Below are 12306 nucleotides of genomic sequence, written 5' to 3'. Positions count from 1 at the left end.
CCCTCGGGGCGGCGCCGCGACCGTCAGCCGAGGTGCGTCGGCGCGAACATGCGCAGCAGCGCCGGGAGTACGACCACCGAAGGGCCCGGCGTCGCCAGTGCCTTCGCCAGGTCCTCCTCCAGGGTCTCGGGGGTCGTACGGACCCCGGGCACGCCGAAGGACTCCGCCAGCGCCACATAGTCCGGGCGCGTCAGTTCCGTCGCCGTCGCCCGGCCGAAGGCGTCCGTCATGTACTCGCGGAGGATGCCGTAGCCGCCGTCGTCGACGATCAGCCAGGTGACCGGCAGGTCGTACTGCTTGGCCGTCGCCAGCTCGGCGATGGAGTACAGCGCGCCGCCGTCGCCGGAGACCGCCAGGACCGGGCAGCTGGCGTCAGCCACCGCCGCGCCCAGCGCCGCCGGGAAGCCGTAGCCGAGGCCGCCGGCGCCCTGTGCGGAGTGCATGGTGTTGGCGCCCCGGGGATCGAAGGCCGACCAGGCCCAGTACGCCAGGATCGTCATGTCCCAGAAGGACGGGGAGTCGGCGGGCAGGGCGCGCCGGACCGCCGCCAACACGTCCTGTTCCAGGGTGAGTTCCTGGGCCTCGATACGGGAAGCGACCTTGGTCAGCAGCTCCCGGACCCGCTCCGGCGCCGACGCGTCGTTGCGCTCCTCCACCGTCTCCAGCAGGGCCTGGAGCGCGAGGCGGGCGTCCGCGTGGATGCCGAGCGCCGGGTGGTTGGACTCCAGCTTTCCGAGGTCGGCCTCGATCTGGATCACCCGGCCGCGGGGCTTGAACGTGTGGTAGTTGGAGGAGAGTTCACCGAGGCCCGAGCCGACGACCAGGAGGACGTCCGCGTCCTCCAGGAAGTCCGTCGTATGCCGGTCCTCCAGCCAGGACCGGAGCGACAGCGGGTGCTCCCAGGGGAAGGCGCCCTTGCCGCCGAAGGTCGTCACGACCGGAGCGTCCAGCTTCTCGGCCAGCTGACGCAGCTTGCCCGAGGCGTCCGCTCGTACGACGCCGCCGCCCGCGATGATCGCCGGGCGGGCCGCACACGACAGCAATTCGGCCGCCACCGCGGTCAGTTCGGGGCGCGGGACCAGATCCTCCGGGGTCGCGTCCGGCGCCGTCACCACCGGCAGCGCGGTCTTCGCGAGGAGCACGTCCTGCGGGATCTCCACCCACACCGGGCCGTGCGGGGCCGTCAGCGCCGACTTCCAGGCTTCGGCGATCGCGGACGGGATCTGCGACTGCGTGCGGACCGTGTGCACGGACTTGACCACGCCCCGGAACGAGGCCGACTGGTCGGGGAGTTCGTGCAGATAGCCGTGGCGGCCGCCGCCCAGGCCCGCCGTCGGGATCTGGCTGCTGATCGCCAGCACGGGTGCGGAGGCCGCGGCCGCCTCCTGGAGCGCGGCCAGTGACGTCAGGGCCCCCGGGCCCGTCGACAGCAGCAGTGGCGCGGCCTCGCCGGTGATCCGGCCGTACGCGTCCGCCGCGAAGCCCGCGTTGTTCTCCACCCGCAGGCCGACGTACCGCAGGGACGACCGGCGCAGGGCGTCGAACATGCCCAGCGCGTGCTGGCCGGGCAGACCGAAGACGGTCGTCGCGCCCAGCCCGGCCAGGGTCTCCACGACCAGGTCTCCGCCGCCCCGCCCCGGGGGAGGGTTCAGGGCCGCGGTGATCTGCGCCTGTGTCGGGCGGAGTACCAGGTCGTGGTCGTGAGTCACTGCGCTTACGCGTCCTTCCGGGCCGCCGCGATCTGGCGGCTCATGATGGTGGTCAGCTCGTAGGCCGTGTGCGAGGCCGCGACCGAGGTGATCTCGGCGTGGTCGTACGCCGGCGCCACCTCGACGACGTCCGCCGAGACCAGGTTGCAGGAGGCCAGGCCGCGCAGGATCTCCAGCAGCTCGCGCGAGGTCATGCCGCCCGCCTCGGGCGTGCCCGTGCCGGGCGCGTGGGCCGGGTCGAGGCAGTCGATGTCGATGGAGATGTACAGCGGGCGGTCGCCGATGCGCTGGCGCAGCTGGTCGGCGACCTCGTCGGCGCCGCGGCGGTAGATGTCCGCGGAGGTGACGATGCCGAAGCCCATCTTCTCGTCGTCGGTCAGGTCCTGCTTGCCGTACAGCGGGCCGCGGGTGCCCACGTGGGACAGTGCCGAGGTGTCGAGGATGCCCTCCTCCACCGCGCGGCGGAACGGGGTGCCGTGGGTGTACTCGGCGCCGAAGTAGGTGTCCCAGGTGTCCAGGTGGGCGTCGAAGTGCAGCAGGGCCACCGGGCCGTGCTTCTTCGCGACGCTCCGCAGCAGCGGCAGCGCGATGGTGTGGTCACCGCCCAGGGTCATCAGCCGGGCGCCGGTGCCGAGCAGCTCGTCGGCCGCGGCCTCGATCGTCTCGACGGCCTCGTTGATGTTGAACGGGTTCACGGCGATGTCGCCGCCGTCCGCGACCTGGGCGAGGGCGAACGGGGAGGCGTCCTGCGCCGGGTTGTACGGGCGCAGCAGCCGGGACGCCTCGCGGATGGCGTTGCCGCCGAAGCGGGCGCCCGGCCGGTACGAGACGCCGGAGTCGAACGGCACGCCCACGACGGCGACGTCGGCGGTGCCGACCTCGTCGAGGCGGGGCAGCCGGGCGAAGGTCGCGGGGCCGGCGTACCGCGGGATGCGGGAGGAGTCGACGGGACCGCGGGGCGTCTCGTTGCTGCTCATGATGAAATGCCTTCTTTCTTGCGCTTCGTCGCGCATGCACTGCTTTCCCTACGACTCTACTGGTGAGCCGGGGCCGGTTCGGACGCGAGTTCGGGGGTGCGGCCGGCGAGGCGTTCGCGCCAGGTGGCGAGCACGGTCTCGTCGGTGGGCCTGGTCGCCAGGGAGACGGCGACGTAGGCGGCGAGGGAGGCGAGCAGGCCGTAGTAGACGGGCTCGCCCGCGAGGATGCCGTAGCCGGCCATCAGGCCGATCACTGCGAGGCCGCCGACGAGCACCGACGCGAGCGCGCCCTGGGCGGTGCCGCGCTTCCACAGCAGGCCGCCCAGGATGGGCACGAGCAGGCCGCCGACGAGCAGGTTGTACGCCACGGTCAGCGCCTCGACCACGTTGTTCAGGGCGATCGCCGTGCCGATCACCGCGACGCCCATGATCAGGACGAAGGCGCGGTTGCCGGCGACCTCGTCATGATCCTCGGAGGGCTTCTTGGCGATGCCCCGCAGCCGCGACCAGATGTCGTTGTTGGCGACCGTGGCGCAGGCGATCAGGGCGCCGGAGGAGGTGGACATCACGGCGGCGAGGGCGGCGGCCAGCACCAGGCCGCGCACGCCGACGGGGAGTTCGGCCTTGACGATGGTGGCGAAGGCGTCGTCGGGGCTGCCGAGCCTGGGGTAGAGCACCTTGGCGGCCGTGCCGATCACCGCGCCGGCGAGGGCGTAGGCGAGGCAGTAGGTTCCGGCGACCGTGCCGCCCCACCTGGCGGTCCGGTCGCTGCGGGCGGTGAACACGCGCTGCCAAATGTCCTGCCCGATCAGCATGCCGAACGTGTAGATCAGGACGTAGGTGAAGATCGTCTCGCCGCCGATGCCCAGTGGGTCGAAGTACGAGGTCGGCAGCTTGGCCTTCATCTCGGAGAAGCCGCCGGCCTTGACGACCGCGATCGGCAGGAGCAGGAGCAGCACGCCGATCGTCTTCACCACGAACTGCACCATGTCGGTCAGGGTGATCGACCACATGCCGCCCAGGGTGGAGTAGGCGACGACGATCGAGCCGCCGAGGACGATCGCGAGCGTCCGGTTCATGTCGAAGAGGACGTCGAAGATCGTGGCGTAGGCGATGGTGGAGGTGACGGCGAGCATCAGGGTGTACGCCCACATGACGATGCCGGAGACGACGCCGGCGCGGCCGCCGTAGCGCAGGTCCAGCATCTCGGAGACGGTGTAGACCTTCAGCCGGGCGATCCGGGCCGAGAAGAGGACCGACAGGGCGAGCAGCCCGAGCCCGATGGTGAAGACCATCCAGGCGCCGGAGAGGCCGTACCGGTACCCCAGTCCCACCCCGCCGATGGTGGACGCGCCGCCGAGGACGATCGCCGCCATGGTGCCGGAGTACATGGCGGGCCCGAGGCGGCGCCCGGCCACCAGGAACTCGCTCTTCGACCTGGCGCGGCGCATGCCCCACCAGCCCATGGCCAGCATCCCGGCGAGATAGACGACGATCACGGTGTAGTCGACGGCCATGAGGCCCTCCTTCACTCGAAGTCGCACTGGGGGTCGCCGGCGGGTGACGTGCATCGACACTAGGTGGCCGGAAAGCGACTGCGAAGTGTACGTTTCATCCATATGAACGGGGTGGAGTGGAGGAAACGCACACCATGCCGGAGACGACCGCCCCAGCAGTCCCACCGACCCCACCCGTACCGCTCTCGGCGCTGCTGGCCCGAGAGGATCTCGCCCTGCGCCAGATCGCGGGCCCGGCGGACCGGGGGACCGTGATCCACTGGGCGCACACCTCGGAGATGGCCGACCCGTACCCGTATCTGCTGGGCGGCGAGCTGCTGCTGACGGCCGGGGTGCACGTCCCGGAGGCGGCGGGCTCCGGCACGTACTTCGACGACTACGTCTCGCGGATCGTCGCGGCGGGCGGTGCGGCGCTCGGCTTCGGGTTGGCCCCGGTGCACGACACGGTGCCGCGCGCGCTGGTGGCGGCCTGCGAGCGCCATGGCCTCCCGCTCCTGGAGGTCCCGCCCCAGACGACGTTCTCCGGTGTGGCCCGCGCGGTGTGGCAGCTGATGGCTCAGGCCCGCCTGGCCGAGCTGCGGCGCGTCACGGAGGCGCAGCAGAGCCTCGCCTCCGCGGCCGCCCGCCCGGACCCGGTGCCGTCGGTGCTGCGGCGCCTCGCCCAGCACCTCTCCGGCCACGCGGTGCTCTTCGGCCCCGACGGCACGGCCCTCGCCGGCGCGGGCCGGGAGCCGTCCGAAGAGGTCCGCGCCGCACTGACCGACCTCACCGCGGTGGTACGCCCCACCGGCGCGCCCGCCCCCGGGGCACCGGCCATCGCCGCGGGCGGGCGCACGGCTGGCGGGACCGGCACGGACACCGCCGAGAACTCACCCACGGCCCCGGACCCCTCACACCCGACCGACGACCACTCCCCCACACCCCGGCCCGCCCCGGCGCCAGCCATCGCCGCGAGCCGACGCACAGCAGGCGGAACCGACACGGACACCGCCGAGAACTCCCCCACGACCCCGGACCGCTCACACCCAGCCGACGACCACTCCCCCACACCCCGGGCCGCTCCGCCGACCAACGCCGCAAGCGGGCGCACGGCGGGCCGGACCGGCACGAACACGGCCGAGGACTCACCCACGCCCCCGAACCGCTCACACCTGACCGACGACCACTCCCCCGCACCCCGCCCCGCCCCGGCGCCGGCCATCGCCGCCGGCGGCAGCACCGTCCCGGCGAGCGCGCGCCAGGTCGTACCCCCGGCCACCAGCCGCCCCGCCGCCACCCCGGCCGGATCCTCCCCCGCGCGGCCGCTCCCCGCCTCCGCCACCGCCACCGTCGGCTCCACCCACCTCGCCGCCTACGCCCTCGGCTCCGGTGAGGGATTCGTGCTCGGGGTCGCCACCGCGCGGCGCGAGCCCGGCGACCACACCATCGCCTCCGTGGCCTGTGTGCTGCTGTCGCTGCTGACCGGGGAGCATCACAGCGGGGCCGGGGCCGCGCGGTCCTCGGCGCTGGTGCGGCTGCTGCTCGGCTCGGTGCCCGAGGAAGTCGCTCCGCTGCTCGGCGCGGAGGCCTGGGTCGTCGTACACGCCCGGCCCGAGGCGCAGGTCCCGGACGCGGTCGCCGCCTCGGCGCTCGGCGCCGCGCTGGGCTCGCCGCTGGTCGACCTCGGGCGGGACGTCGTACGGGTGCTGGTGCCGGGCGGGCGGGTACCGGAGCCACAGCCCGGCTGGACGCTCGGGGTGAGCGCCGCCGTGCAGCCGCGCGAGTGGCCGACCGCCGACGCCCAGGCGGCCCGCGCCCTGGCCCGCGCCCGCGCCACCCGCACCGCGCTGATCCGGCACGGTGCCCGCCCGGGCCTCACGGACCTGGTGCCCCGCGCGGACGCCGAGGCCCACGCCCACGCCCTGCTCGCCCCGCTCGCCGACCGCCCCGAACTCATCGACACCCTGCGCAACTGGCTCGCCCTGCACGGCAGTTGGGACCGTACGGCGGTGGCGCTGGACGTACACCGCAACACCGTCCGCCAGCGCATCGCCCGCTGCGCCGCCCTGTTGGCCACCGACCTGGACGATCCGGACGTACGCATGGAGCTGTGGTTCGCCCTGCGCCACGGCTGACGGGGCGCGTGAGCCCCGTCCCAGCGGGCGATATGCCCGGGACGGTCGCCGCGGGCTGCCTCACAATGGGGGGCATGCCGATATCCGGGACGCCCAGCCGCGCTCAGCTCGTCGACCATCTGGTGAGGACCCGTATCGCGGGGGACGTCGCCACGCCCCGCGAGAACAACCTCTCCCACTACCGCCAGCTCGCCAACGGTGTCCGTAATTTCTGGCTCGGCCTGGAGCTGGGCGACCGCTGGACGGACGAGCAGGACGTGCTCGCGGTGATGGCCGAGCGGGTGGGGGTCAGCGACGACCCGGGGTACCGGTACGGGCAGGACACCATCGACCCCGAGCTGACCGTGGCCGCGCTGGAGCGGATGGCGGCACGGCTGCGCAAGGCGGCCGAGGGGCAGCAGCGGGTGCTGTTCGCGACCGGGCACCCGGGCGGTCTGCTGGACGTGCACCGGGCCACGGCCGCCGCGCTGCGCACCGCGGGCTGCGAGATCGTCGTCATCCCGGACGGGCTGCAGACGGACGAGGGTTATGTCATGCAGTTCGCGGACGTGGCGGTGCTGGAGCACGGGGCGACGCTGTGGCACACCCACTCCGGGGAGCCGATGCGGGCCATTCTGACGGGACTTGAGCGGGAGGGACGGCCGCTGCCGGACCTCGTCGTCGCCGACCACGGATGGGCCGGGTACGCGGGGCAGCGCGGCGTCGATTCCGTCGGGTACGCCGACTGCAACGACCCGGCGCTGTTCCTCGCCGAGTCCGAGGGCACGGTCCAGGTCGTCGTACCGCTGGACGACCATGTGCCCAGCCCCCGTTACTACGACCCGATGACGGCGTATCTGCTGGCGGCGGCCGGACTTTCCTGAGCGGCCGGGCCGGCGCCCGAACGGCACGTGCGGCCCCGCGTCGCGGAGCCGCACAGTGTGGGCGCTGCCGGCGCCGGATCAGCGACCGCCGTTGTCGCCGCCCTTGCCGTTGTCGTTGCCCTTGCCGTTGTCGTTGCCCTTGCCGTTGTCGTCGCCCTTGCCGTTGTCACCACGGCCGTTGTCGTCGTGGCCGCCGCGACCGTGGTCATGGCAGTGGTGGTGGCTGTGGTGATGACGACAGTGATGACGGCCATGGTGGTCGTGGGCAGGTGCTGCCGAGGCGGTGCCCGCCGCGCCGATGGCGGCTCCGCCCGCCAGCAGGAAGCCTGCCGCGGACATCACGACATAACGCCTGATGCGCTGTGCTCGCATGGGAAATTACCCTTTCGTTTCCATCATCCCTCGCTGGTTCATTGGGGACGCGCGGGATGGATGGCCGACGCCGTGCTCACAGAAGGGGGAAGGCACGGCGCGCTCTTCAGGTGGCACCGCAGAAGGTTGACCACACGGCTGTCACCGCCGACGTCTGCCGTTCCGGGGGCCCGGAAACCCATCGGCCGGTTACGCCGTGTGCTGCGGCTTTCACTCTTAGAGATTAGTGCCCCATGTGTCACTCGGCATCTCGGCGAGTCAGGCACGCGGAACGCGGACCACACCCTCCTGGATGACGGTGATGGCGAGCTGCCCGTCCTGGGTGTAGATCCGGGCCTGGCCGAGGCCGCGGCCGCCGTGCGCGGACGGGGACTCCTGGTCGTAGAGCAGCCATTCGTCGGCGCGGAAGGGCCGGTGGAACCACATCGCGTGGTCCAGGGAGGCCCCGACGACGTCTCCGACGGCCCAGCCGCCGCGGCCGTGCGCGAGCAGGATCGAGTCGAGAAGGGTCATGTCGGAGACGTAGGTGGCGAGGACGACATGCAGCAACGGGTCGTCGTCCAGCTTGCCGTTGGTGCGGAACCAGACCTGTGAGTGCGGCTCGCGCGGCTCGCCGAACTGCCCGTACGGCGGCTCCTCCACGTACCGGAGGTCGATCGCCTCGCGGGCCTCGAGGAACTTCTCGACGACCTCGGGGGCGAGGTGGTCGTAGCCGCGCAGCCGCTCCTGCGAGGTGGGCAGGGTCGCCGGGTCGGGCGACGGCGGCATCGGGGCCTGGTGTTCGAGGCCGTCCTCGGCCGTCTGGAAGGACGCCGAGAGATGGAAGATCGGCTTGCCGTGCTGGACGGCGACCACGCGGCGGGTGGTGAAGGAGCGGCCGTCGCGGATGCGGTCCACGGTGTAGACGATCGGCGCGCCGGGGTCGCCGGGGCGCAGGAAGTACGCGTGCAGGGAGTGGGCGGGGCGGTCGGCGGGGACCGTCCGCCCGGCGGCGACCAGCGCCTGTGCCGCGACCTGCCCGCCGAAGACCCGGGGGACGACGGCGGAGCGGGATGGGCCGCGGAAGATGTTCTCCTCGATCTGCTCCAGGTCGAGCAGATCGAGGAGATCCTGAAGTGCCTGGCTCATGGCGTCAGTTGTACCGGCCAGTGATTGCGGAGACCTTACAGACCCATGTCCTTGGCGATGATCGACTTCATGATCTCGCTGGTGCCGCCGTAGATGCGGTTGACGCGGTTGTCCGCGTAGAGGCGGGCGATCGGGTACTCGTTCATGTAGCCGTAGCCGCCGTGCAGTTGCAGGCAGCGGTCGATGACGCGGTGGGCGACCTCGGTGCAGAACAGCTTCGCGGAGGCGGCCTCGGCGGGGGTCAGCTCGCCGGCGTCCAGGGCCTCGGTCGCGCGGTCGGCGACGGCCTCGGCGGCGTCGACCTCGGCCTGGCAGGCGGCCAGCTCGAACTTGGTGTTCTGGAAGTGGGCGACCGGCTTGCCGAAGACGGTGCGCTCCTGGACGTACTGCTTGGCGAACCGGACGGCGGCCTTGGCCTGCGCGTAGGCACCGAAGGCGATGCCCCAGCGCTCGGAGGCGAGGTTGTGGCCGAGGTAGTAGAAGCCCTTGTTCTCCTCGCCGAGCAGGTCCTCGACGGGCACCTTGACGTCGACGAACGCCAGCTCGGCGGTGTCGGAGGTCTTCAGGCCGAGCTTGTCCAGCTTGCGGCCGACGGAGTAGCCCTCGGACTTGGTGTCCACGGCGAACAGGGAGATGCCGTGGCGGCGGTCCTCGGCGGTGGGCGCGGAGGTGCGGGCGCACACGATCACGCGGTCGGCGTGGACGCCGCCGGTGATGAAGGTCTTGGCGCCGTTGAGGACGTAGTGCGTGCCGTCCTCGGAGAGCTTGGCGGTGGACTTCATGCCCGCGAGGTCGGAACCGGTGCCCGGCTCCGTCATCGCGATGGCCCACATCTCCTCGCCGGTGACGAACTTCGGCAGGAAGCGCTTCTTCTGCTCGTCGGTGGCGAGCATCTTGAGGTACGGCAGGGCGAGCAGCACATGCACGCCGGAGCCGCCGAACTGGACGCCCGCGCGGGCGGTCTCCTCGTAGAGGACGGCCTCGAACTTGTGGCTGTCCAGGCCCGCGCCGCCGAACTCCTCGGGGACGTTGATGCCGAAGATGCCCAGCTCACCGAGCTTGTAGTAGAAGTCGCGCGGCGCCTGGCCGGCGGCGAACCACTCGTCGTAGACCGGGACGACCTCGGCCTCGATGAAGGCGCGCAGGGTCTCCCGGAACGCCTCGTGATCCTCGTTGAACACCGTACGGCGCACGGCTACCTCCACGTACCTCGGGACATCGGCGACATCGGCATGTCTAAGCGCTTGCTCAGAGCCAACCGTACCGGCGAGTACGGAATGCGTCCAGAGACGCAGGTCACTCCTCGCCCGCCGCCTCGAACGCCCCCCGCGCCATGCGGTGCAGCAGCGCCGCCGTGGCGCCCCGGCCCGGCAGGGTGCCCGCGCGGCCCAGGTGCGGGGTGGAGTTCAGCAGGCCGAAGACCGAGTGGACGGCCGAGCGGGCCGAGGGCTCGGAGAGGGCCGGGTAGACCTCGCGGACCACCTCCACCCACAGCTCGACGTACTGCCGCTGGAGCTGGCGCACCAGCTTGCGGTCGCTGTCGCGCAGGCGGTCCAGCTCGCGGTCGTGCAGGGTGATCAGGGGACGGTCGTCCAGGGCGAAGTCGATGTGCCCCTCGATGAGGGAGTCCAGCACGGACGAGGCACCGGTCTGGCCGTCCGCCTCCGCGAGGCGCCGCTTCGCCCCCGTCAGCAGCTGGCCGCTGATGCCGACCAGCAGCTCGGCGAGCATCGCGTCCTTGCCCGGGAAGTGCCGGTAGAGACCGGGGCCGCTGATCCCCACCGCGGCGCCTATCTCGTCGACGCCCACGCCGTGGAAGCCGCGCTCGGCGAAGAGCCGGGCGGCCTCCTTCAGGATCTGCTCGCGGCGGGTCGGGGCGTCGGTTCTGGTGACCATGCAGGCAATTCTAGACAGCGAGGTTAGCGGTCGTTAACCTGAAGGAAATGGTTAACGCTCATTAACAGCGGATCACAGGTTCGATCACCGGGTGAGGGGACCGCAGAATGCAGGAGGCACCGGAGCTGACGAGCGCGGCAGATCCCGCGTCGGAGGCCTGGCGGGCCAATGAACAGGCGCATCTCGCGCTGGTCGGGGAGCTGCGCGGCAAGCTGGCCGCGGCGGCCCTCGGCGGCGGCGAGAAGGCACGGGCCCGGCACACCGCGCGGGGCAAGCTGCTGCCGAGGGACCGGGTGGACACGCTGCTCGACCCCGGGTCGCCGTTCCTGGAGCTGGCCCCCCTCGCGGCCGAGGGGATGTACGACGGGCAGGCCCCGGCCGCCGGGGTGATCGCCGGGATCGGGCGGGTCAGCGGGCGCGAGTGCGTGATCGTCGCCAATGACGCGACCGTCAAGGGCGGCACGTACTACCCGATGACCGTGAAGAAGCACCTGCGCGCGCAGGAGGTGGCCCTCGACAACCGGCTGCCGTGCGTCTATCTCGTGGACTCCGGCGGCGCCTTCCTGCCGATGCAGGACGAGGTCTTCCCCGACCGGGACCACTTCGGGCGGATCTTCTACAACCAGGCCCGGATGTCCGGGGCCGGCATCCCGCAGATCGCCGCCGTGCTCGGGTCCTGCACGGCGGGCGGGGCGTACGTCCCGGCCATGAGCGACGAGGCCGTGATCGTCCGCAATCAGGGGACGATCTTCCTCGGCGGCCCGCCCCTGGTGAAGGCCGCCACCGGCGAGGTCGTGACGGCGGAGGAGCTGGGCGGCGGCGAGGTCCACTCGCGCGTGTCCGGTGTCACCGACCACCTCGCCGAGGACGACGCGCACGCGCTCAGGATCGTGCGGAACATCGTCGCCACGCTCCCGGCCCGGCAGTCCCTCCCCTGGCAGGTCGCGCCCGCCACGGAGCCCAAGGCCGACCCGTACGGGCTGTACGGCGCCGTCCCGGTCGACTCCCGCACCCCCTACGACGTCCGCGAGATCATCGCGCGCGTGGTCGACGGCTCGCGGTTCGCCGAGTTCAAGAGCGAGTTCGGGCAGACCCTCGTCACCGGCTTCGCCCGGATCCACGGCCACCCGGTCGGGATCGTCGCCAACAACGGCATCCTGTTCTCCGAGTCAGCCCAGAAGGGCGCCCACTTCATCGAGCTGTGCGACCAGCGCGGCATCCCGCTGGTGTTCCTGCAGAACATCTCCGGGTTCATGGTCGGCAAGGACTACGAGGCCGGCGGCATCGCCAAGCACGGCGCCAAGATGGTGACGGCGGTGGCGTGCACGCGCGTGCCCAAGCTGACCGTCGTCGTCGGCGGCTCGTACGGCGCGGGCAACTACTCGATGTGCGGCCGGGCCTACTCCCCCCGCTTCCTGTGGATGTGGCCCAACGCCAAGATCTCCGTCATGGGCGGCGAACAGGCCGCGAGCGTCCTCGCCACGGTCAAGCGCGACCAGCTGGAGGCGCGCGGCGAGCAGTGGCCCGCCGAGGACGAGGAGGCCTTCAAGGCGCCCATCCGTGCGCAGTACGAGCGCCAGGGCAACGCCTACTACGCCACCGCCAGGCTTTGGGACGACGGGGTCATCGACCCGCTGGAGACCCGTCAGGTGCTCGGCCTCGCGCTGACGGCCTGTGCCAACGCGCCGCTGGGAGACCCCCAGTTCGGCGTCTTCCGGATGTGAGGAGGG

At 72.0% G+C, this 12306-nt stretch carries 10 protein-coding genes; 3 read left to right on the top strand and 7 right to left on the bottom strand.

The window, feature by feature from the left end; genetic code table 11:
- Positions 1-23: 23 nt before the first annotated feature.
- Genes AB5L52_RS28190 through AB5L52_RS28180 form a run of 3 tightly spaced genes read right to left on the bottom strand, consistent with a single transcriptional unit; the run spans position 24 to position 4203 of the window.
- On the bottom strand, positions 24-1709 hold the full coding sequence (locus tag AB5L52_RS28190; RefSeq protein WP_369366920.1) for a thiamine pyrophosphate-binding protein: 1686 nt from the start codon (positions 1707-1709) through the stop codon (positions 24-26).
- A 5-nt stretch (positions 1710-1714) separates the two neighbouring features.
- The gene (speB, locus tag AB5L52_RS28185) at positions 1715-2686 is read right to left on the bottom strand and encodes an agmatinase (protein WP_351031056.1); all 972 of its coding nucleotides are present in this window, start codon (positions 2684-2686) and stop codon (positions 1715-1717) included.
- 56 nt (positions 2687-2742) lie between these two features.
- Positions 2743-4203: a sodium:solute symporter gene (locus tag AB5L52_RS28180; RefSeq protein WP_369366918.1), complete on the bottom strand. Its 1461-nt coding sequence runs from the start codon at positions 4201-4203 to the stop codon at positions 2743-2745.
- Between the two features lie 134 nt (positions 4204-4337).
- Here AB5L52_RS28180 and AB5L52_RS28175 point away from each other — a divergent pair, with 134 nt between their 5' ends.
- Both AB5L52_RS28175 and AB5L52_RS28170 read left to right on the top strand, forming a co-directional pair.
- A complete protein-coding gene (locus tag AB5L52_RS28175) occupies positions 4338-6317 on the top strand; it encodes a PucR family transcriptional regulator ligand-binding domain-containing protein (RefSeq protein ID WP_369366916.1) in 1980 nt (659 codons plus the stop codon).
- Between the two features lie 74 nt (positions 6318-6391).
- On the top strand, positions 6392-7180 hold the full coding sequence (locus tag AB5L52_RS28170; RefSeq protein WP_351031049.1) for a phosphatase: 789 nt from the start codon (positions 6392-6394) through the stop codon (positions 7178-7180).
- 78 nt (positions 7181-7258) lie between these two features.
- Here the strand turns inward: AB5L52_RS28170 and AB5L52_RS28165 are convergent, their stop codons facing one another.
- The 4 genes from AB5L52_RS28165 to AB5L52_RS28150 all read right to left on the bottom strand — a co-directional run bounded on the left by AB5L52_RS28165 (position 7259) and on the right by AB5L52_RS28150 (position 10576).
- A complete protein-coding gene (locus AB5L52_RS28165) occupies positions 7259-7552 on the bottom strand; it encodes a hypothetical protein (RefSeq protein WP_369366914.1) in 294 nt (97 codons plus the stop codon).
- Between the two features lie 258 nt (positions 7553-7810).
- Entirely contained in the window at positions 7811-8680 is an 870-nt protein-coding gene (gene tesB, locus AB5L52_RS28160) for an acyl-CoA thioesterase II (protein ID WP_351031043.1), read from the bottom strand.
- 35 nt (positions 8681-8715) lie between these two features.
- Complete coding sequence (locus AB5L52_RS28155; RefSeq protein ID WP_351031041.1) at positions 8716-9873, bottom strand: acyl-CoA dehydrogenase family protein; 1158 nt, start codon at positions 9871-9873, stop codon at positions 8716-8718.
- 103 nt (positions 9874-9976) lie between these two features.
- The gene (locus tag AB5L52_RS28150) at positions 9977-10576 is read right to left on the bottom strand and encodes a TetR/AcrR family transcriptional regulator (RefSeq protein ID WP_351031038.1); all 600 of its coding nucleotides are present in this window, start codon (positions 10574-10576) and stop codon (positions 9977-9979) included.
- Between the two features lie 107 nt (positions 10577-10683).
- Here AB5L52_RS28150 and AB5L52_RS28145 point away from each other — a divergent pair, with 107 nt between their 5' ends.
- The gene (locus tag AB5L52_RS28145; RefSeq protein ID WP_369366911.1) at positions 10684-12300 is read left to right on the top strand and encodes a carboxyl transferase domain-containing protein; all 1617 of its coding nucleotides are present in this window, start codon (positions 10684-10686) and stop codon (positions 12298-12300) included.
- Positions 12301-12306: the final 6 nt, after the last annotated feature.

Source organism: Streptomyces sp. CG4 (genome assembly GCF_041080655.1).
GTDB lineage: Bacteria > Actinomycetota > Actinomycetes > Streptomycetales > Streptomycetaceae > Streptomyces.
The sequence above is the reverse complement of the archived record's forward strand: the minus strand, read 5'-3'. Positions and strand labels throughout refer to the sequence as shown.